At 52.7% G+C, this 20,972-nt stretch carries 16 protein-coding genes and 1 pseudogene; 4 read left to right on the top strand and 13 right to left on the bottom strand.

From position 1 onward, the window contains the following. Window positions 1-43: 43 nt before the first annotated feature. Together HA51_RS19990 and HA51_RS19985 are read left to right on the top strand one after the other, a co-directional pair. Window positions 44-451, top strand: a complete 408-nt coding sequence (locus HA51_RS19990) for a type II toxin-antitoxin system RelE/ParE family toxin (RefSeq protein ID WP_084936329.1) — start codon at window positions 44-46, stop codon at window positions 449-451. After that, window positions 423-761 (top strand): helix-turn-helix domain-containing protein, encoded by a 339-nt coding sequence (locus tag HA51_RS19985; protein WP_084936328.1) that lies wholly within the window; start codon window positions 423-425, stop codon window positions 759-761. The genes HA51_RS19990 and HA51_RS19985 overlap by 29 nt, the downstream gene beginning before the upstream one ends. A gap of 35 nt (window positions 762-796) precedes the next feature. Here HA51_RS19985 and glgX read toward each other — a convergent pair. The 5 genes and pseudogenes from glgX to HA51_RS19960 all read right to left on the bottom strand — a co-directional run bounded on the left by glgX (window position 797) and on the right by HA51_RS19960 (window position 9,464). Continuing rightward, window positions 797-2,871, bottom strand: a pseudogene (gene glgX / locus HA51_RS19980) (glycogen debranching protein GlgX). A 50-nt stretch (window positions 2,872-2,921) separates the two neighbouring features. Beyond that, window positions 2,922-5,417, bottom strand: a complete 2,496-nt coding sequence (gene treY, locus HA51_RS19975) for a malto-oligosyltrehalose synthase (RefSeq protein WP_084936327.1) — start codon at window positions 5,415-5,417, stop codon at window positions 2,922-2,924. Then, a complete protein-coding gene (treZ, locus tag HA51_RS19970) occupies window positions 5,414-7,198 on the bottom strand; it encodes a malto-oligosyltrehalose trehalohydrolase (RefSeq protein ID WP_084936326.1) in 1,785 nt (594 codons plus the stop codon). The genes treY and treZ overlap by 4 nt, the downstream gene beginning before the upstream one ends. A gap of 283 nt (window positions 7,199-7,481) precedes the next feature. Next, window positions 7,482-8,921, bottom strand: coding sequence for a glycine betaine/L-proline transporter ProP (proP, locus tag HA51_RS19965; protein ID WP_084936325.1), 1,440 nt, complete (start codon window positions 8,919-8,921; stop codon window positions 7,482-7,484). A 300-nt stretch (window positions 8,922-9,221) separates the two neighbouring features. Continuing rightward, the gene (locus tag HA51_RS19960; protein WP_084936324.1) at window positions 9,222-9,464 is read right to left on the bottom strand and encodes a hypothetical protein; all 243 of its coding nucleotides are present in this window, start codon (window positions 9,462-9,464) and stop codon (window positions 9,222-9,224) included. A 199-nt stretch (window positions 9,465-9,663) separates the two neighbouring features. On the opposite strand from HA51_RS19960, the gene HA51_RS19955 reads away from it, so the two are divergent. After that, entirely contained in the window at window positions 9,664-10,134 is a 471-nt protein-coding gene (locus tag HA51_RS19955) for a DUF1203 domain-containing protein (RefSeq protein ID WP_084936323.1), read from the top strand. A 36-nt stretch (window positions 10,135-10,170) separates the two neighbouring features. Here HA51_RS19955 and HA51_RS19950 read toward each other — a convergent pair whose 3' ends face one another. Then, the gene (locus HA51_RS19950; protein ID WP_084936322.1) at window positions 10,171-11,256 is read right to left on the bottom strand and encodes an ABC transporter substrate-binding protein; all 1,086 of its coding nucleotides are present in this window, start codon (window positions 11,254-11,256) and stop codon (window positions 10,171-10,173) included. 16 nt (window positions 11,257-11,272) lie between these two features. After that, window positions 11,273-13,399, bottom strand: coding sequence for a TonB-dependent siderophore receptor (locus tag HA51_RS19945; RefSeq protein ID WP_211282972.1), 2,127 nt, complete (start codon window positions 13,397-13,399; stop codon window positions 11,273-11,275). A 226-nt stretch (window positions 13,400-13,625) separates the two neighbouring features. Here HA51_RS19945 and HA51_RS19940 point away from each other — a divergent pair, with 226 nt between their 5' ends. After that, window positions 13,626-14,489, top strand: a complete 864-nt coding sequence (locus HA51_RS19940) for a helix-turn-helix domain-containing protein (protein WP_158087381.1) — start codon at window positions 13,626-13,628, stop codon at window positions 14,487-14,489. 50 nt (window positions 14,490-14,539) lie between these two features. Here the strand turns inward: HA51_RS19940 and HA51_RS19935 are convergent, their stop codons facing one another. The 6 genes from HA51_RS19935 to HA51_RS19910 form a co-directional block, all read right to left on the bottom strand. Continuing rightward, complete coding sequence (locus HA51_RS19935) at window positions 14,540-15,655, bottom strand: M20 family metallopeptidase (protein ID WP_084936320.1); 1,116 nt, start codon at window positions 15,653-15,655, stop codon at window positions 14,540-14,542. Beyond that, complete coding sequence (locus tag HA51_RS19930; protein WP_084936319.1) at window positions 15,655-16,410, bottom strand: glutamine amidotransferase; 756 nt, start codon at window positions 16,408-16,410, stop codon at window positions 15,655-15,657. Before HA51_RS19930 ends, HA51_RS19935 begins: the two co-directional genes overlap by 1 nt. A 13-nt stretch (window positions 16,411-16,423) precedes the next feature. Beyond that, window positions 16,424-17,503 (bottom strand): phosphotriesterase family protein, encoded by a 1,080-nt coding sequence (locus tag HA51_RS19925; RefSeq protein WP_084936318.1) that lies wholly within the window; start codon window positions 17,501-17,503, stop codon window positions 16,424-16,426. Window positions 17,504-17,506: 3 nt separating this feature from the next. Continuing rightward, window positions 17,507-18,508 (bottom strand): ABC transporter permease, encoded by a 1,002-nt coding sequence (locus HA51_RS19920; RefSeq protein WP_162288394.1) that lies wholly within the window; start codon window positions 18,506-18,508, stop codon window positions 17,507-17,509. 18 nt (window positions 18,509-18,526) lie between these two features. Continuing rightward, on the bottom strand, window positions 18,527-19,273 hold the full coding sequence (locus HA51_RS19915) for an ATP-binding cassette domain-containing protein (protein ID WP_162288395.1): 747 nt from the start codon (window positions 19,271-19,273) through the stop codon (window positions 18,527-18,529). Window positions 19,274-19,633: 360 nt separating this feature from the next. Next, window positions 19,634-20,671: a LacI family DNA-binding transcriptional regulator gene (locus tag HA51_RS19910; RefSeq protein WP_084936315.1), complete on the bottom strand. Its 1,038-nt coding sequence runs from the start codon at window positions 20,669-20,671 to the stop codon at window positions 19,634-19,636. Window positions 20,672-20,972 lie beyond the last annotated feature (301 nt).

Raw genomic sequence — 20,972 nt, 5'->3', positions numbered from 1 at the left:
TAATGATTACTATAATAATCATTACGGATTTTAGGGGCAGGGAATGGCGATTTATGTGCATAAGCGGTTTGACCGTAGTTTCAAGAAAACAAAACTCTTTGATGCCGATTTGTGCAACGCTGCTGCTGAGGTCAAAAGAGGAGAGTTTGAAGCTGATTTAGGCGGTGGTGTTATCAAAAAGCGTATAGCGCTGAAGGCTGGAAAGAGCTGTGGGGCGCGTTCGGTGATTTTCTTCAAAAGAGGAAACACGCTGTTTTTTTATGATGGCTGGTCCAAGGCCGAGCTGAACAAGAAAAACGCCAGGGAAATTGAAGATGATGCGCTGACTGCTTACAAAATTCTCGCCAAGGGTTATTTGCAGGCAAGTGAGACCGACCTGCTTCAACTCAAAAACAGAGGGACTTTCAGAGAGGTAAATTGTGATGAAAACGACGTCAGTGACATTGAATGAGATGCTTGAAGATGCTGAAGAGTTGCGCACATTAGGTTTAATCTCTGGTGAAGATGTCGAACAAATTAAAACGCGCATCTCAGCCAGTGAATACCGCAAACGCGTCGCTGCCGTACATGATATGACCGGGCAGGAAATCAAAAGGATGCGAAACCAGTATGGTTTAAGTCAGGCACTATTGGCTTATACCTTGGGAATGACGGTAGATAGCGTTTCGAAATGGGAGCGCGGAGAGATCAAACCAAGCGGTCCGGCATTACGTATTCTTAATACCCTTGCGGCCAAGGGGCCAGATGCATTTGCGATTTAAAAGGGAAGCTGCCATTCAGCTTCCCGCATAATGAGTTAAGGCCGTCTAAATAGCGCCATGCTGCGTCCTTCCAGCTCGAAATCCTTCTCTTTGGTGATGACGAGACCTTTTTTAGCGGTATCGGAGTGGTGAGTTCCAGTACCCAGCCGCCTTCACCGAATTGTGGGATACGGAAGGGCACGTTGCCTTCAAACGGATTGAACAGCATCAGCACATCGTGCCAGATGTCCTCTTCTGTTTGTAGGTCGGGCCGACCAATGTAGACGCCAAGTGTAGTGCCCTCATCCCATTGTTCAGCTTGCTGGAAGCCGCCGCCTGCGTTGAACCACTTGATGTCCATACCATCGCGCCAGTTTTCACGTCGCAGCAGTGGCTGCTTGACACGCAGAGCCAACAAATGGCGAGTGAATTCACGTAGCGCATCCGCCGACTCTGGCAAATTCTCCCAATGCAGCCACGAAATTTCGCTGTCCTGGCAATAGCCGTTGTTATTGCCCATTTGGCTGCGACCATATTCATCACCCGCCAGCAACATCGGTGTACCGTGTGAGAACAGCAGCGTTGCCAGGAAATTGCGTTTTTGCCGTTCACGCACCGCATTGATACCTTCGTCGTCGGTGGGGCCCTCTGCACCATAGTTGTAGGAACGGTTATCGTTGTGGCCGTCGTTGTTATCTTCGCCGTTGTCGTCGTTGTGTTTCTCGTTGTATGACACTAAGTCGTTCAGCGTGAAACCATCGTGCGCAGTTAAGAAGTTAATGCTGGCCCACGGGCGGCGTCCGCGTTGATCGTAGAGATCGCCGGAACCCAGCAGACGCGCAGCGAAGTCGGTAGAGACGTTGTCGCCTTTCCAGTATTCGCGCACCGTGTCGCGATATTTGTCGTTCCATTCGGCCCAGCCAGGTGGAAACCCGCCTACCTGATAACCTCCAGGTCCAATATCCCAAGGCTCGCCAATCAGTTTCAGTTTCGATAACACCGGGTCTTGCGTCATGGCGTCAAAAAAGCCGCCGCGCTGATCGAAGCCTTCGGGTTCGCGTCCGAGAATGGTGCCCAGATCAAAACGAAAACCATCGATATGCATCGATTCTGCCCAATAGCGCAATGAATCCATCACCATCTGTAGCACGCGAGGATGCGAGGTGTTGAGGGTATTGCCGGTGCCGGTATCGTTAATGTAGTAACGATGCTGATCGGGTAGCGTGCGATAATAGGAGAAGTTATCGATGCCTTTAAATGACAAGGTTGGGCCGAGTTCGTTGCCCTCAGCGGTGTGGTTGTAGACCACATCAAGAATCACTTCAATCCCGGCGTCATGGAAGGCACGCACCATATCGCGAAAACCCTGAATACCTCGAGGGCCAAAATAGCGTGATGCCGGCGCAAAAAAGGCCAGTGAGTTATAGCCCCAGAAGTTTTTCAATCCTTTATCCAGCAAATGCTGATCGTCCGGGAACCAGTGCACCGGCAGCAGTTCTACTGACGTCACACCCAGACTTTTAATGTACTCCACCGTGGCTTTATTGCTCATTCCGTCATAGGTGCCGCGCATATCTGGCGGCACGGCTGGATTGAGCTGGCTAAAGCCTTTCACGTGCGTCTCATAAATGACGGTTTGCGACCACGGAATATTAGGGCGGTTTCCGTCTTGCCAGTCAAATTCGTTAGGATCGATAACACGACATTTCGGTGTAAAGGGAGCGCTGTCACGCTCGTCGAAGGTCAGATCTTTATCTTCATGATGCAGATCGTAGGCGAAATGCGCGTCATTCCAGTCAATATTGCCGCGTAGTTCACGCGCATAAGGATCAAGAAGCAGCTTATTGGGGTTAAAACGATGCCCATTCTCCGGGTCGAACGGGCCATGTACCCGATAGCCGTAAAGAGCGCCCGCAGGCAATCCGGGCACATAGCCGTGCCAGATTTCATGGGTATATTCGGGCAGATCAAAACGTGCGACCTCATGCTGCCCACTCTCATCATAAAGACACAACTCAACACGTTCTGCGTGCGCTGAGAACAGGGCAAAGTTCACCCCTGCACCGTCATAGTTCGCACCCAACTGCAGACCCGAACCCGCGGTGATTTCCAAAGGCTTACCGTTAGACATTCATTCCTCTCCATCCAATGAACAGAAATACAGGTTGATGTGATGCACGCTTAGCTGGCAATCAGCACCAGCGGCGCGTAGTACGGCATGTTTTCCAGTGAAAGTTGTTCGTTAAGCGAGAGCATTTCGCCGCTCAACAGGTTGCGATAGCGGCGATGTGCCAATGACTCCGGTAATTGAATGACGGCCCCTGCCCAGTCTTGGCTGTCCAGCAGTAAACGAGGAACCACGACCAGCAACGTATCGCTGCTGTCCTGCCTGGCATAAGCGATAGCATGCTCTGCATTTTCACCCGTGGCATACAGCGGTTGATAATCACCAAAACGGAATAACTGCGGTTTATCCAGACGCAGATGTAAAATACGGGCGATAATCTGCTGTTTGAGTGTGCCGTTTAACCAATCCATCTGCTGATTAAAATTCACTGCATTCGTAGCGCTAAGCTGCTGTTGCAGCGTGGCAAAATCGGGTTCGCGGCGGTTGTCAGGGTCAACCAGGCTGAAATCCAGCGCTTCGCTACCTTGGTAAATATCTGGCACACCGGGCGCGGTCAGTTTGATCACGGTTTGGGTCAGGCTGTTGATCAGACCGGCGGTCAGGAAAGGTTGTAACGCTTGATGGAAATCCACCAAAAACGCCTGATTGTGTGGGGAAAGCAGGTGGCGCGTGTAGTCCAACACCGCCTTTTCATAGTGCTCATTGCTATCGGCCCAATCGGTACGCAGTTTGGCTTCTCGCAGTGCTTTCTCCACAAAGGGAACAAAGCGTTCCTGCAGTGCGGCCAATCCTGCAGCATCTTGTGGCTGTAAGGTTGTGGGCCATGCGCCTGCCAGTGCCTGATACAGCATCCACTCGACGGCGGGCTCAGGAGCAATCCCATCCCGCAGGGGCGTTATCTGCAATTGGTGAAGATCACGCCAGCGTGTCACATGCTCTGCCCACAACGCCGGGGCTTCACTCAGGGTATAAAGACGTGCACGGGCATCTTCGCCACGTTTAGTATCGTGTGTTGAGGTGCTCGAGATGCCATCGGGTTGGCGCTGAAGGCGGGTTTGCATCTCTTGGTGAAAATGTTGCAATGAGAAGGGATGCGGCAACGGTTCTGCGCCCACTTCATTAATCGCCAGCAGAACGTGGTTACGGAAAAACAGAGTATCTTCGACGGACTTCGCCATCAGTGGGCCGGTAAGTTGTTGGAAGCGCGAGCGGAATTCAGCCGCGTCATGCTCGCTGCGTTCAGATAGCGCCCCCAGCAATATGGCTTGCAGAAAGCTTAGGGCAACGGGCGAAGCGCTGAACTTCACCTCCTCCAGCACCTGCTGCAGCAACTCTTCTCCCGCCAACGTCATGCCAGCATGGCGACCGTAGGTGCGATAAACAGGGAAGGCAATCAGCATTTCTCTCAGTGCAACATGCAATTCGGCTTCACCAAAATTACGCTGCTCTTCGCCGGCAATATCGGTGGCTAACGCCAGCAAGCGGGCGAACTCCCCGGCAAAATTGCGATCCACCATCAATTCACGTGCCGCCCGCAAACCCGCGCTAAGGTTGTTTCTCTCTTCCGTCGCGGCTTCATAAGCGAGGTGCAGCGCATCAATTTGGGTGTCGTCGATTAAGGCATGGGACAGCGCAGCGATAAACTCATAGCCGGTGGTGCCAGAAATCGGCCACTCTGCGGGGATCTGTTCCCCCTCGGCTAAAATCTTCTCCACCGTGATGTAGCAATCTGGTCCTGCGGCCTTGCGCAGACGTTGCAGATAGCCTTGCGGATCGGCCAATCCATCAATGTGATCGACACGTAATCCGCTCACTGCGCCATGGTGCACCAATTCCAGAATCAGCGCGTGTGACGCGTTAAATACGTCTTCATCCTCAACGCGTATGCCCACCAAACCGGTGATCTCAAAAAAACGACGGTAGGAGAGGTCTCGTCGTGCATCACGCCAGTTGATTAACTGCCAGGGCTGCTGTTGATGCAGTTCGGCAATGGCTGCATGGTCGGTGATGGCCAGCACCTCATCAACCCGATTTTCCCAGCTGGTCGGCGTCAGGGGGTAGAAGCTGTCGTAGTAAGCCAAGGCTGGACGGCCAGTTTGTGGATGGGGCTTTATGCTGAGCTCATTGTTTTGTAGCACCCGGTCAAAATCGTCACCCAGGAACGGCAGTGTCAAACGACGTGACCAGTCGATATCGAAGTAGCAGGCATAGCGACTGTGCTCGCCCTGTTCGATCACATCCTGCCACCACGTGTTTTCCAGCGATGCCGCCATATGGTTCGGCACAATATCGAGAATTAGACCGAGGTGTGCCTGCTGCAAAGCGGCAGACAAGCGATCAAACCCTTCACGCCCACCGAGTGCGGGATCGATCTCATTGGCATCGGTGACATCATATCCGTGGGTAGAATCACGGGTGGCGGTGAAGATGGGTGAAGCATACAGATGGCTAATCCCGAGTCGTTGCAGATAGGGGATGAGTTCGATGGCGCGGTCAAACGTCATGCCATTACGAAACTGAATACGGTAGGTGGCGGTAGGCACAGTCATGCGGATACTCCCGTGTTCAGACGTACGACAATGGTGTGTTGTGGCAGGGATACACTTTCCTGTGGCCACGCAAAAATAGTTTCACCGGGCATGGCAGGAAGGGGCTGTGCGGTTTTACCGATATTGAGGGCCATTGACAGCTCTCCAGCCGGGAATGACCAGCTCACCGCCACAAAGCCTTGTGCGGTTTTCAAGACCTTGCCACTGTGACCCGCAGCCGAAGCCAGTAACGGCGCAATGTGGCGCTGCCGCAATTGCAACAGAGCCTGAGTGAACGTCAGCCAGGTTTTCCCCTCAACGCTTTGTGGTTTGCTCCAGTCGAGTTTAGAGCGGATAAAGGTCTGCTCATCGTTAGGATCGGGCACGTCGCTATCATGTCCAGCGTGTCCGGTGAACTCGCGGGCACGGCCTTCGCGCACGGCTTTGGCGAGATCGCCGTGGAAATCTGTGAAAAACAAAAACGGGTTGGTTTCGCCAAACTCTTCGCCCATAAACAGCAAAGGGATATGCGGTGACAACAACAGGGTGGCGAGCAGCACTTTGGTACGTTCTGCGCCGGCCAGCGTGATCAATCGATCCCCTTGCGCCCGGTTACCGACCTGATCATGATTCTGGATGAAATCCACAAAGGCCACTGGCGGTTGCCCAGCACTCGGTACGCCGCGCCGCTGACCACTTTGCGGGGAGATTTCACCCTGATAGGCAAAGCCCTCAGCCAGAATGCGTGCAATCAGTTTTTCCGGCACGTCGGCAAAGTCCTGGTAGTAGGCGTGGGTTTCACCGGTGGCAAATACATGAATGGCGTTGTGGAAGTCGTCATTCCACTCGCCGGTAAACAGTGGCGCGTTACCCTGTTTGTCACGTGGGTGCAGGAAGGTCACGTTGCGGCAATCTTCGGTGGTGAGATGGATGGGCCGGTCGGTGATGTCTCGACGGATGCGTTCAGCAATCTCAATCAACGCATGCTTGCTGGAGGTATCTTCAATCTGGTCTATGGCATCAAAACGTAGACCGTCGAGATGAAACTCCTGCAGCCAGTAGAGCGGGGCTTCGATAATGTAACGGCGAGCGGCATCCACATCGTAGGCGATACCTGCGCCCCAAGGCGTCATACGTTCCTGGTGGAAGAACGCGGGAGCCAGCAGCGGCAAATAATTGCCCTCTGGGCCAAAGTGATTAAGCACAATGTCGAGAACCACCGATAAACCATGCGCATGCGCGGCATCGACGAACGCTTTGAAATCATCCGGCGATCCATAACTGGCTTGAGGTGCGTAAAGTAATACGCCGTCATAGCCCCAGCCGCGCGTTCCACCAAATTGTGACACCGGTAGAACCTCGATCATGGTGATGCCAAGCGTTTTTAATTCCGGTAGCTTTTCTATCGCCGCCAGGAATGTGCCCGCTGGGGTGAAGGTGCCGATATGCAGTTCATACACCACGGTTTCTTCCCAGGGCCGCCCGCGCCAGCTTGGGTGTTGCCATACGTAATGGTGAGGATCTATCACCAGTGAAGGGCCATTCACCGCCGATTGCTGCGCGCGGGAGGCGGGGTCGGGCACTAAGGTGCCATCGGCGAGGAGATAGTGATATGGCGTTCCATGAGCGATGTTGCTCAGTTGCAGTTCATACCAGCCCTCACCGATCGCGGGCATGCGATGGTCACCCTCAGCGATGCGTAGCGTAATTTGTTGCTGACCCGGCGCCCACAAGCGAAACAGCACGCTGCCATCTGCCTGTATTTCTGCGCCCCAAGATTTCTCAAAAGATCTGAATTCCATTCAATTGCCTCGTTAAGCCCAAGCAAGGGCAATGGACGACATCAAGCGGTTAGCGTTCCGTTAAAAGATGTATGGCTTAAGTTGGGACGACTCGACAGGGCCGAGAACAGATCATAGTCGATATTTTTGCCTTTTCAGGCGCGTACAGGAGGGAATTCGGTCCGTTTCGGAAATTACCGGAGCGTTGCGCTTCGCTAATTGAGGCAGGAAAACGGTGAGTCAGGGAGAACATCGGGCGTACCTTGGCACGCCCGAACACAAGTAATGGCCTAATCCAATCGCCTTAAGCCGTTTTTTGCTGCTGAACTTTTCGACCGCGCTGCTTGCGCAGTTTATCGATCAATTTATGCGCTTCCGCTTTGGTGGCAACAGCAGGTGAAGAGCCTTTCAACGGCTTACGCGCGGTCTCACTCAGCGTTAAGACGGTAATCAGACCAATGACGCCCGCCCCCATCATGTAATAGGCAGGCATCATTGCATTGTGCGTGGTATCGACCAGCCAAGCAGTGATCAAGGGAGTCGTACCACCAAACAGGGAAACCGATAAATTAAAGCCGATGGCCAAAGCACTGTAACGAATATCGGTCACAAACAGTGCTGGCAGTGTTGCTGGCATGGTGCCGCTAAAACAGGTATGGAGTAAACCTAATATCGCCAGACCGAAAAATACCAGCATCATATTGCCGGAGCCAATTAACATAAAGCTTGGAATTGACAGCAATAATAATCCTAACGCACCGAAACCAATAACCGGCTTACGGCCAATACGATCGGTGAAGTGTCCCCACATCAACGTCAGCGGCATCATAATAAACATCACCACCATGACAAGCATGAGGCCGGATAATTCACTTAGTCCCAATACGCCGGTTAAATAACTCGGCATGTAGGCGGTCAGCATATAATTTGACACGTTGAACAGCAGCACTAATCCAATGCACTTTAACAGCGGTTTGCTCTGCTTACGCAGCATCTGAAATAGCCCCAGTTGCGGCTTGTTATGTTCCAGTTCTTCGCGCTTATCCATATGCTCTTTAAAGGCCGGTGTTTCTTCCAATTTTAAGCGGATATACAGGCCAAATAATCCTAAGGGAGCGGCTAGAAAGAACGGAATGCGCCAGCCCCAATCCATCATTGACTGATGGGGTAATACAGCGATCATACCGGTTACCAGACTGGCGCCCAACAGGTAGCCTGCCAAAGTCCCGAACTCCAGGAAGCTGCCCATAAAGCCGCGGCGCTTATCGGTAGAATATTCAGCGATAAAGGTGGCGGCACCGCCATACTCGCCTCCTGTAGAGAAACCCTGCACCAGACGGGCAACCAGCAGTAAGATGGGCGCGGCAATACCGATGCTGCTATAACTTGGAATCAGTCCAATACAGAAGGTGCCAATGGACATCATGATCATGGTGAAAGCCAACACCTTCTGACGGCCAAAACGGTCACCTAAGGGACCAAATACCATGCCACCAATCGGGCGGACCAGGAACGCAGCGGCAAAAGTACCGAATGAGGCGATTAATTGTGCGGTATTACTGGCGCCGGGAAAAAATACTTGGCCAATTATCACCGCGAGATAGCTATATACGCCGAAATCGAACCATTCCATGGTATTGCCCAATGCAGCAGCACTGACGGCACGTTTAAGTAATTTGTTGTCGATAACGGTAATATCATCAACGGTTAAGTCATTTTGTTTAGAAATCGTTCCGGTGCTCATAAACTCCCCATGAGTAAAATTGGAGCGATCTTATAGCTTTCGCAGCCGTACAATTCACAAATGGAAATGAAAGCTATAAGAGGCTGAAAGGCGGACACCTTAGGAAATATTTTTAAGATGTGCAAGTTTGTGACATATATCGTTGCAATAAAGCGTAGCGATGAACGAATAATCTGTCAAAGTGCTGAAGGAGTGAAATAAATGATTATAGGGCTGACGATGTTAATTAGTTGGCTCACCACAATAATATGTGGTGAGACTCACTCAGCCAGACAAATATGCTGCTTATAGAGCAATGGGCTATTTGAACATGGCACTCACGATGGAACAGAATACGCTGCCGGTGGTGAAAGCGTGTTCAGTGACATTATCTTCCTGGCGAATATCAGCTAACCGCCTTAATGCCGCTTCCGGACTTGCTGCTTCAACCTCATCCGTCAGCTTTTCATAGCCTTGCGATATCAAAAGTAAGGCGTTCTCGACGTCCGCTCTTTCGACGGTAGCAACTACCTGATCTTTACGATAGAAGATGTAATTTGGCATGGTCATTTTCCCGGTTAAGTATGCAAATGCAGCTTTTTTATTTTATTGCCAGCCACCTTATCAAATCCCTATTGATTGTGTTAAGAGGGTTATCACAGTTGCGAGGGTGAACAAGAATCCGCTGACCGTTTCCAGCGAGCAACTTCAGGCTTGATGACGTTTACTGCTGCTGAACCCCATATTATTACCAGGAGGCAGCATGCATTATGTTATCAGTGGTTTGAACAGCAGCGAATTCGCCCATTTGTATGGCCAGGATAGTGATTATCTGGCACGGCACAATGCACGACGAGTCACTGCTGACATTCACTCAGCTTTGCCTGATCGTATTGGTTTGAAAGATGTCCCCCCGGGCGAGAATGCTATCTTGCTTAATCACACCTACCAACCTGCGCAATCGCCTTACCACGGGCAACACGCCATCTTCATTCATGAGGGCTGTACTCACTCAGGTGTTTTCAATGACGAGATCCCGGAGTATCTCGCCAAGCGTCAACTCTCGCTGCGTGCGTTTAATCTTGAGCACTGCATTATTGCGGCAGAATTGGCGACAGGTTATGAAGTGGAACAAACGGTTTTAGCACTGCTACAGCGGCCGGAAACCGCTTATATTCATGCTCATAGCGCGCAATTCGGCTGCTATTTGGCTCGGGTGTCTAAAACTCTGTAAGGGGAACGACCACCGAAGAACGGTGGTCGATGGTGTTTACTGCTGTGGCAAGGTTGTCCAGAAGGTGCCCTGGAGCGGCACCGAAAGCCAGCTTTGCGTTACCGTGCGCAGTGTGGCATCGGGGTCAATATCGCTGAACAGGGCTGGATGGAACATTTTCGCCATGGCTTCGACACCGATGAAATAGAGTGGGCTATCAAAAAAGAACAGCCAAACGCCCCCTACATGCCCAGCTTTCACGGCGGGTAAATTGGCGATTTCTGGCGTGTGAAGCAACTGCCTGCTGCTTTGAGCGACTTGTTGTGCTGTCGCGCCAGTGCCAATTTGCAAACCTTCACGACTCACTGCAGAACCCCCGCCCATTAAATAAAAATCAGGGTTACGAGACATAATATATTCCGGGTTGAGCTTGCCAATCGGCGCACTCAACAGATCGGTGCCGATATTATGCCCACCCGCCGCGGCGATAAAATCACTCATATTGCCGGGACCTGAGGTGAAGCAGCAGTCACCTTTGCCGGGATTGAGATGAAAGAACACTGAAGGACGTGTGTTTACGGTGGCGAGCCGTTTTTTTACCTCGTCCATGTGCTGTTGCCAGAATGTAATCACCTTATCAGCCTGTGTATTCTCGCCCAGCACCGAGCCGAGCAGTTTCAGGCTGGGTACAGTATTCACCAAGGGTTTACGGAAAAAATCCACAAACACATAAGGGATGTGCGCCGCATCCAGCGCTTCCAGTCCCGGCGGAATGGGTCCATAGAGCGTAAAAATAACGATATCAGGCTTTGCAGCGATGGTCGCTTCCAGTGAAAAAGTACCGCTATTCATGGTGCCCAGCACCGGAACATTGCGCGCCGCTGGATACTGCTTTTCGATAGCATCCCAAGTGGCGGGTGAGTAGCGCTGAAGGTCATCTCCCCAGCCTACTAAATTGTGGAACGGGTCTTTTTCCAATAACGCCAGCGTAATGATGTGGCGGCTTTCGCCTAATACGATGCGTTTCACTGGGCCGGGCAAGGTGACTTTACGCTGCAGCATATCTGTCACTGTTATGGAGGCCGAGGCTGAGGAAATACCGAACATCAAACACAACAACGTGAGCAGAAGATAATTTTTCATCAATGTTTTCCTTCACTTACCAACGGTACGAAAGGGTGGCGAGCAGTGAACGGTCGTAGCCGGTGCTGCAGGTGGTGGTTGAGCAGCTCACCCAATAATGTTTGTTAAACAGGTTATTGGCATTAAGGGCCACATTCACCCCATGCAATCGCTGGCTGAGTTGGCCGAGGTCGTAATGAATTGAGGCGTCAACCAGGGTGTAATCCGGGACTTTTATCGTGTTGTTGGTATCCGCCCAAGTTGAACCCGAGTAGCGAATACCGGCACCGAGCCCCAACGAAGCCAATGGCCCGCTCTGCACGGTATAGTGACTCCACAATGAGGCCATATGCTCTGGCATGGCGACAGGTGTTTTACCCTGTGCACTCGCTACGCTGGACTTAGTGGTTTCCAAATCGTTCCAGCTGTAGCTGGCCACTAATTTCCATTGATCCGTCAGGTTAGCGGTTGCAGATGCTTCAATGCCTTTAGAGGTGATCTGCCCGGTCTGTACACTGTTCAGTGAATTATTGGGGTCAGTGGTGAGGACATTGTTTTGCTGCAAATCAAACCAGGCCAGCGTGAATAGCGCATCCATCATAACGGGCTGATACTTCAAGCCCACTTCCCACTGCTTGCCGGTGGTGGGCTTATAATTTTCACCGTAAATGTTGGTGCTCAGCGTAGGCGCAAAGGATGTGGCATAGCTGACATAAGGCGCCACACCGCTATCGGTGATCCAGCTCAACCCTGCACGCCAGGTGAAGCGTTGGTCATTCTGCGAGGTATAACTATCGCTCAGTCGATTTTTAGTGTTGACCGTTGCCCAATCCTGTCGCGCGGAAAGATCCAGATTCAGATGCTGAAACAGCGACAGGCTGTTTGAGAGATAGACGCCAGTTTCATTAGCATTCTGTTGTGTGCTGGTATACGCCGTGGGAGCAGAGAAACGGCCATTTCCGGTAGGGTTATAAATATCAATGCTGCTGGCGCGACCGTAGTCCAGCGTGTAATCCTCGCCGGTGTGGCGAAACGATAATCCTGCCACACTCGAACCCTGCACCGGACCGGCTTCCCATTGTGTTTTCAGGTTGTTATCGGTGGCAAAGATTTTCCCTTTTATCCTAAATGCGTAGGCCACGCGGCTTAACGTGCGCATATCAGCAGCCAGCGCCGACCCTGATAGCGTCTGTGTTGAGAGGTCTGTTTCGCTGTAGCGGCTGGCCGAGTGGAAGGTCCAACGATCGGCAAACTTATGGTCCAGTTCATAACCCAAATTTGTCTGGCTCATGTGGTTATCAAGATTGGTGCCATCAAGATAACTGTTACGGTTGACCGGCCCGTTGGGATTGCTGAGCAAAGTGCCATGAAGCGGCAGGAATGGGCGAGGTGGACCAAACTTGTTGCGGTTGACCGAGGCGAGCACCGTTAGGGTGGTATCGGTATCCGGGCGCCATGTCAGAGAGGGGGCCAGATAGAGTGTGTCATCAGGTACGTTATTGAATTGCGTGTTGCTGTCCCGCGCCACGCCAACCACGCGATAGAGCAGGGTTTTGTCGTCATCGAGAGGGCCTGAAGTATCAAACTGGCCTTGCATACGACCATGACTGCCCGTTTGAAGCGCGACTTCATGCTGCGCATTGAGTGTAGGGCGCTTGCTAATCCCATTAACAATGCCACCTGGCGATCCGGCACCATACAGGAAGCCGTTCGGTCCGCGCAGGACATCCAGTTGCTCTAAACCGTAAGGTTCATAACGCACATAGGATTGTCGCGTGGTTGAGCGCAGTCCATCTAACAGCGTGCCATTCAACGTGGCATCAAAACCGCGAATGCTGAAATAGTCAAAGCGTGACGAAATGGCGCTCGTGGAGGCAAAAACCCCCGGCGTATATTGCAGGGCTTGCGTGGTGCTCTGCACATTACGGTCATTCAGTTCGCCACGCGTAATCACCGAGACGGATTGTGGCGTTGCCAAAATGGATTGATTGGTGCGACTGGCTGTGCTGCTGGTTTGCGCCACATAGCCTTTCTCAGATGAGCTTTCGCCGTTAGCGTTGACGGTTAATGTTTCTTCAGCCATCACGCAATGCGCCTGAACCAGCAGGGCAAGACAGGTCAGGGGCGTGCTCCAGCGCGCCCGATTTTTATTATTGTTTTGCAAGATATTCTCCCGAAATGAATCAGCCAATTTGTCGGCTGAAAGTGTGTCAGCGCGGGATCTTGTGAACAATCGTCAACCCTTTTGTTTGCGGGACTCTTTCTTTAGCTGGAAGGCAAAAAAGCAAAAATAGACAGCGAGCAGTAAAACGCCTAAAGTGTAAATGAGAATCAATATCATTAATCGCATTGAGAGTAGGGTCATGCTACAGCGGGAAAATCGGGAGGTGGTGACGGAAGCTCCTTTACATGATCAGGTCACCTTGCTCAGCGGGGATATTGCATTAATGAGCGGAAGCGTCAGGCCGCAGCGGGCGATCTGGCAGGATGAGCAGCTTTGTCTTGGGCTGAAAATCATCATTATTGAGAGTGGCGAGCTACTCTGCCGTTTCCCTTCGCAACAGGAACGGCATATCACGGGGCCAGCCCTGTGCGCGGTGTGGAATCAAGATCGAGCCGAAGCCAGCCAGTGTTTCCTGCCGGGCAAAGATTTGTGCTACAGCGCCGTGTCTCTCTCCACGCACTCGCTGTCCCAGCATCTTGGCGCTGATGTCATGGAACAACTCGCGTCGGGTTTGCATCTCGACCTCGCGGCGCGCCCTAAAATGCGCATTCATTCCGCGCCCAAAACACTCAACGGCCTTCGTGCACAACTCTTTACCACGCCATTGCAAGGCCTGGCGCGTCAGCTGTATATGACCGGGAAAGCGTTGGAAATTGTGGCGCATACGCTCGATAACCTGACAGCAGAAACGCAGCCAGCATTGCCGCGCTTAAATGCGAGTGATATCGCGCGCTTACATGATGTGAAACGCCTGTTGGCTGAGCACATTGATAAACCTCCTTCAATCAGTGAGCTGAGTGCCTTGTTGGGCATTAACACACGCAAACTGACATCAGGTTTTAAACGTTTGTTTGATCAAAGTATCTATGGCTATCTGCAAACGTTAAGGCTGGAAACGGCATGGCGTATGCTTTCAACCGGTGAAGCCAGTGTTTCATCGATTGCCTACAAAGTTGGCTACACACCCGCGCATTTGTCGGTGGCATTCCGCAAAAAGTATGGTTTTGCACCCAAAGAGATGCGCATTTAGCACACTCGGTGAAATCAATCTGTTCACGCCAGAATCTGTCCAGTGACTGATTAGCGCATCCAGTCCTCAATGCATTGCGTATACAACACCTCCGCTTCAGCCAGGCGACTTAGCAGGCAATATTCATCCGTTTGGTGCGCCATGGCCGGTTCGCCAGGACCAAGAATCACGCAAGGTGGATGGCTAAGCGCGGGCAAAAGCAGTGAGGCATCGGTAAAGTAGGGCACCACTTTGGCCTCAAGAGGCTGGTCGAACAGCGCTTGGCAGTGTTGAAAGACGGATTGAATCCACTGATGCGCTTCAGAACTCAACACTGCAGGCAAATCCACTAAGGTGGTTAACGTGACCTCTGCGCCTAACAGGTCAGCGAGTCGTTGCCGAATGGTGGCATGGTCTAGATTAGGCGCACTGCGGATATCGACATCGAATGCCGTTCGGTCTGGCACCGAATTGATGTTCAATCCGCCCTGGATACGCCCGACATTTAACGTGGGATGTTTCATCAGCGGATGAGGCGCACCGGGAGAAAAATGGCGGATTTTGCCCAAGGCATCCGCCGCCAGATAAATGGCATTAATGCCCAGTTCGGGCATGGCGCCATGTGCCGTTTTACCCCGCGTTTCACAACGCAACCACAGTGCACCTTTGTGGCCGATCACCGGATAGTTTGCGGTTGGCTCTCCCACGATCAATGCGCCGATATCAGGTAAAGTGCCCGCGTCAATCAGCGCTTTGGCGCCATCACAACCGGTCTCTTCACCCCCCGTGATGATCAATACCACACCGCGTCCCGCCTCAATGGCGGCTTTTTGCTGCACGCAGGCCAGCGCAAACGCGGCCACAGCCGCTTTCATGTCACTGGCACCACGGCCATACAGGCGGTCACCTTCGATATCGCCGCCAAACGGATCGAAGCGCCACGGCTGGTTGCCAAGCGGAACGGTATCCAGATGGCCGGTAAATGCCAGCGGTTTGCCAACGCGTTGACCTGGCAGTTGGGCCACGAGGTTGGTGCGCCCCTCACCAAAGGCGGTGAGGGTAACAGTAAAGCCCTGCTCAGTGAGCCAGTTGGCGAAATAGTGCATGCAGTCGGCTTCATTACCCGGTGGGTTAATGGTATCGAAACCCAACAAACGCTGAGCTAATTCAAGGGACTTGAGCTGCATCAGCGGGGCTCCGTCAGCCAGTCGAGGCAATTAATCCACAGTTGTCGATAGCCGGGCCATTTTGAAAATTCTTCAGGCAGCCAATGGGCCGACATATCACTGGTCCAGGCAAGTGAACGACCACGTTGGTATTCACGAACGGCCAGTAATGGATGTCCGGTACCGGCTATGGTGGCGAGGAGTTGACCTTCGGTCTGCATTTCCACCTCGTTATAGCCCAGCAACCAAGGCCAGTCAGTGGGAATACCCTTGAGGATTTCATGTGACGTTGTCACTTCAACATGGCTGCCCTCAGGGGTTTCAATGCGATCGTCCCAGGCCAGGCAGCGCACCGGCAAGACTTTTTCAACCAAGGTATTACGGTAGCGCGCGCCGCCATTGATGCCCTGGAAGCTGTAATAACCACCAATCATCATCAACGCACCACCGCCTGCCACGTAATCGTGAATCAGCGCCAAACGATTGGGCGTGCGTCGGCTTTTCAGCCAGGTATCTGGGTGTAGCAGCAAGGTGTTGGCGCCAATATCAGAAAGGATAATCACATCCCACTGCTGTAATTCTTCCAGCGTCAAAGGGAATTCAGTGGCCGCGGCATGGGCAGGCATGTGCGTGATGGCGTATTCGCTCTGTTTTAAGGCCGCCATAAAATCCACCGCACCGCTGTGCCAGGTCGCAGTCGCAAACTGATCAAAGCCTTTTACATGAGTCGAGGTGCTGGTCCAGGATTCACCGACCAGCAAAACGTTTTTCTGCATGACATCTCTCCGTTTATCCGCCAAATACCCGCTGCGGATTGGCAATCATTAAGGTTTCCAGTTGTTCGCCGGTGACGCCATGGCGTTTCAGACGCGGCACAAAATGCTTGAGGATGTATCCATAACCGTGACCGCCATAGCGCGTCAGCATGGTCTTGAGGAACACATCCTGCGACATCAAAATCTGCTGAATGTAGCCATCCTCAATCAATCCGCAAATGGCGCGCGCGTTCTCCTCATCGGAAGGGGATTGCGCAGCCTCATCGGCGTAGTAATAACTCATGCCAATCATGTCGTACTCCAGAAACACCCCGCGTTCGGCCAGCTCGCGCTGATAGCGCTTGTCAGCAAAACTGGGGTTCATGTGGCAAAGCACAACATGCCGCAGGTTCGCGCCTTCCTGTTCCAGGATATCCAGTACTTTGTGGCCGAGTCGTTCCCAACCGGGCAAGTGCACCTGAATCGGCACGCCGGTGGCTGCACTGGCGCGTCCAGCGGCGCGCAGTGATTTCTCTTCGTCTGGCGTGAAACGGCTGGAGATGCCGATTTCACCAATCAAACCCGCGATCACCTCCGGTTTTTCTTCTGCGCCACCGAGGTCATAAATCAGTTTGTCTGCGAGTTGCTCAACGCTGATGCTTTTTACCCATTCAGGATGTGAAGGCTCCAGATACAATCCGGTGCCCATCACGATGTTTAAGCCCGTCAAACGTGCGATACGTTGCAAGCCTTTGGGGTCGCGACCAATGCCAATATTGGTGGGATCGACCACTGTCTCTCCGCCCAGCGCGCGATACTTCATCAATTCTTCGATGGCGGTATCCACATCAAAAAGCTGGCAGTTATCACGACTCATCAGCGGGTTGAGCGACAACTCACCCAGGTTTTCCATTTTGACGGGCATCTCGGCCACATGGCGTTCGCTGCAACAGCAGGGCGCCACCCATTTTCCTGACGCATCCAGCAGGATGTGTTCATGCATCAAGGTCACACCCATTTCTGCCAGTGGCAGCGGACCGAGCACCGTCATCACGTGACCACTGCTCACCCCGAGGGGCAACGGATCCGCGTGGCGAAATATTGATCCTTTCATTAGCTATCCTTTCGCGGCGGAGCGGGTTGGGTTGAGAATGCGAGTGTTGAGCCAGATGGCGAGAAGAATGATGGTGCCTGTTGCAATCTGGGTATAGAACGGCGAGATATGCGACAAGATCAGTCCGTTCTGGATAATCGCGATAGAAAGCGCACCCAACAGCGTGCCGATGACCGTGCCAAAACCGCCGAACAAACTGGTGCTACCCAATACCACTGCGGCAATCACCTGCAGTTCAAAGCCTTCGCCTTGGTTAGAGGAGCCGCTGCCGAGACGTGCGGTGATGATCATCCCTGCCAGTGCGGCCGCCATCCCGCTAATGATGTACACCTTCATGGTTACCGCTTTGGTATTGATGCCACTGCGGCGCGCGCCTTCAGCGTTAGCCCCGATGGCGGTCACGTAACGGCCAAAACGCATATGATTCAGCAGGATGTGCCCGGCAATTAAACAGACAATGCCAATCAGCGCGGGCATTGGTATACCCAGCACCCAAGCGCGACCCATAAAGGTGAACAGGCTGTCGGCGGGAACCGGGATCGAATAACCTTGGGTCACCAACAGTGCGATACCCCGCACCACGGCGAGAGTCGCCAGCGTGACGATAAAGGCGGGTATCCCTTCGAAGGCAATAAAGAAGCCGTTGATCGCCCCCACTAAGCCCCCCAGCAGCAGCCCGCCAATTAATACCACCGGCCACGGCAAACCCCAGTTGTTCAGGGCAATGGCAGAAAGCGCTCCGACCAACGCCAGCGTCGACCCTACCGATAAATCAATGCCGCCAGTGGTGATCACCAGCGTCATGGCGGTGGCGACAATCAGTAGCGGTGCACTTTGGCGAATGATATTCAGCCAGTTGGTGCTGGTGAGAAAGTTACTGGTGATCAGCGAAAACACCACACAGCAGAAGATGAAAAACAGTGCAATGCTCACCACGCCGGAATGGTTATGTAGCAGGCGGCGAGGGAGTGAGTGCTGGATCATGCGGGAGCTGCCTAAATTCATGATGCTCATCCTGTTACCTCAATGTGCAGCCGCTGAGTGCGCGGTAAATTTTTCACCCACGATCAGGTTCACAATGTCGCTGAGACTGGTATCGGCCACTCGGCGATCGGCAACGTTGGTGCCCTCATACATCACCATAATTCGGTCGCACACCAGGAAGAGATCTTGCAGGCGGTGTGTAATCAAAATCACACTGACGCCGCGCGCCGACACACGGCGAATCAATTCCAGTACCGCCTCCACTTCGGCGACTGCCAGTGCCGCCGTAGGTTCATCCATGATCAGGACTTTCGGTTCGAACGCTGCAGCGCGTGCAATGGCTATCGCCTGGCGTTGTCCACCTGAGAGGTTGCGGACTAATAAGCGGGTGTCGGGAATGGAAATCCCCAACCCTTTCAGCATCTCGCGGGCTTCAGCATGCATTTTGGCTTGGTCAAGGAAAGGAACACCGAGCACGCTTTTCATTGGCTCACGGCCCATGAATAAGTTACCCGCCACATCCACGGTGTCGCACAGTGACAAATCTTGATAGACCATTTCGATATGGCAGCGACGTGAATCGGCCGGGTTGTTGAAATGCTGCTGTTCCCCGTCAATACGGATGGTACCGCTGGTGGGGATCACGGCGCCCGAAAGGACTTTGGTGAGTGTTGATTTGCCGGCACCGTTATCGCCTACCAAACCGAGCACTTCTCCCGGCGCAAGCTGCAAATTGACGCCGCGCAGGGAGCGAATCGAACCGTAGGTTTTGGTGATATTCACCATTTCAACCCGGGCAGGAAGAGCTTGTAATTGCTGCATTGGACAACTCCCATCAACGCTTGTGGGAAATGTTTGTCCTGTTGGGAAAAAGGACTCATCCAGCACGGTTTACAATCTAGTAAACCGGTTTACCTACCAGATAAGACTTTTGTCAAAACCAACAGGACAAACGCTACAATGATATTTACTCGCCAGGTACGACATTGCAGCATCCATGCCAGCCTGCATCGCAGGCACTGCACTTTCGGTTAACTTGTTGTAAAGCATCACTTGTTAGGCAATTTTCAAGTAAACCGGTTTACTGACTATAACGCGATTAAAAAATTCAGCTCACTTTTTGCGCCATTATTGTGCGCTTTTGCATCATTTTGGGACGCTGTTAACAAATCCAATCGAATCACGCCCAATCCACTCCACCGGTAAGCGCGTCTCCATGGGAATATCGGATTCGTTGTTGAGCAGGCGTAGCATGATGTTGACCGCCGTGTGGCCGAGTTCTCTTGCGGGCTGGCGGATGGTGGAGATTCGGGGTTGCGTGAGGTCGGTGTAGTTTGCGTCATCGAAACCAACCAGTGAGAGGGCGGCGGGTGCCTGTAAACCGTTGGCGCGTAAACCGTCGAGCAAGCCCAACACCAGGTAATCACTGGCGGCGAACACCGCAGTGGGGCGTTGGTCGCAACTGAACAGGTGATTCAGCGCTTGCTGACCAAATTCGCGAGCATAGTTGCCGTACATCACCCACTCGGGCGGCACCGCCAAACCGGCTTGCTGCATTGCGGTGCAAAAACCGAGAAAGCGTTCGCGCACGCTCATCAGCTGTTCCGGCCCGCCGATAAACGCGATTCGCGTGTGGCCAGCGGCAATCAGTTGCTCAGTGGCGATGCGCCCACCTTGCACATTATCCGCAAACACCTTGGGTACCTGACTACCGGGGATATCTTCATCCAGCAACACCACGTGATGCTGACGCTGGATTTCAGCCCGCAATACGCCGTTATCCGGGCGGTTGGTGGTGAACAGCAAACCATCCACCTGGCGCGTATCCAGCCAGCGTATAAATTGCGCCTCTTTGTCCGGATTGTTCCGCGTGATGCACAACACCAGACTGTAGCCGCGCGCAGAGGCAGCCTCTTCGGCCGCATCGGCCAGTTCTGCAAAGAAGGGGTTGGTGATGTCAGGCAGCACTAAACCCAAAGTTTCACTGCCGCCTTTGCTTAAGCGCCGCGCGAGACTGTTGCCACGATAGTCGAGGGTGTGGATGGCGGTTTCAATGCGGTCAATAGTCTCCTGAGGCAGCACGATGCTGTGATTCATATAACGTGAAACCGTGGCTTTCGACAGACCAGCCAGCTTCGCGACATCAGACAACAACACGCGTTTTGTACTCATGAATTTCGCCATTTCTGCTCAGGTGGTTTATCTGTAACACAGTTAAGCGTAACTGATACAGCGCTTTCCCTTTTGCGCTGTTCGATAAATAAACACTTGACAAAGAAATCCATGAGGCGAATTGTATAAACCGTTTACCGCAGTACCGGGAATAGCTTCCCAACCCGCTTCGAACTATTTCAACCGCACTCCCAACGGAAGGGATGCCGAAATAGTGGAATTCGGTGGTATCAAAAACACGACATGAATGGCGTGTTCTGCATTATTTAATCGATATTTGCCTGCCAACATAAACTCTCAGCGTGATAGCGCT

The organism is Pantoea rwandensis, from assembly GCF_002095475.1.
GTDB classification, from domain to species: domain Bacteria; phylum Pseudomonadota; class Gammaproteobacteria; order Enterobacterales; family Enterobacteriaceae; genus Pantoea; species Pantoea rwandensis.
This window is presented reverse-complemented; position numbering and strand designations above follow the sequence as displayed.

Coding starts and splice junctions, on each gene's coding strand:
- HA51_RS19990 (WP_084936329.1), top strand. CDS start 44: ATGGCGATTTATGTGCATAAGCGGTTTGACCGTAGTTTCAAGAAAACA.
- HA51_RS19985 (WP_084936328.1), top strand. CDS start 423: ATGAAAACGACGTCAGTGACATTGAATGAGATGCTTGAAGATGCTGAA.
- treY (WP_084936327.1), bottom strand. CDS start 5,417: ATGACTGTGCCTACCGCCACCTACCGTATTCAGTTTCGTAATGGCATG.
- treZ (WP_084936326.1), bottom strand. CDS start 7,198: ATGGAATTCAGATCTTTTGAGAAATCTTGGGGCGCAGAAATACAGGCA.
- proP (WP_084936325.1), bottom strand. CDS start 8,921: ATGAGCACCGGAACGATTTCTAAACAAAATGACTTAACCGTTGATGAT.
- HA51_RS19960 (WP_084936324.1), bottom strand. CDS start 9,464: ATGCCAAATTACATCTTCTATCGTAAAGATCAGGTAGTTGCTACCGTC.
- HA51_RS19955 (WP_084936323.1), top strand. CDS start 9,664: ATGCATTATGTTATCAGTGGTTTGAACAGCAGCGAATTCGCCCATTTG.
- HA51_RS19950 (WP_084936322.1), bottom strand. CDS start 11,256: ATGAAAAATTATCTTCTGCTCACGTTGTTGTGTTTGATGTTCGGTATT.
- HA51_RS19935 (WP_084936320.1), bottom strand. CDS start 15,655: ATGCAGCTCAAGTCCCTTGAATTAGCTCAGCGTTTGTTGGGTTTCGAT.
- HA51_RS19930 (WP_084936319.1), bottom strand. CDS start 16,410: ATGCAGAAAAACGTTTTGCTGGTCGGTGAATCCTGGACCAGCACCTCG.
- HA51_RS19925 (WP_084936318.1), bottom strand. CDS start 17,503: ATGAAAGGATCAATATTTCGCCACGCGGATCCGTTGCCCCTCGGGGTG.
- HA51_RS19920 (WP_162288394.1), bottom strand. CDS start 18,508: ATGAATTTAGGCAGCTCCCGCATGATCCAGCACTCACTCCCTCGCCGC.
- HA51_RS19915 (WP_162288395.1), bottom strand. CDS start 19,273: ATGGTGAATATCACCAAAACCTACGGTTCGATTCGCTCCCTGCGCGGC.
- HA51_RS19910 (WP_084936315.1), bottom strand. CDS start 20,671: ATGGCGAAATTCATGAGTACAAAACGCGTGTTGTTGTCTGATGTCGCG.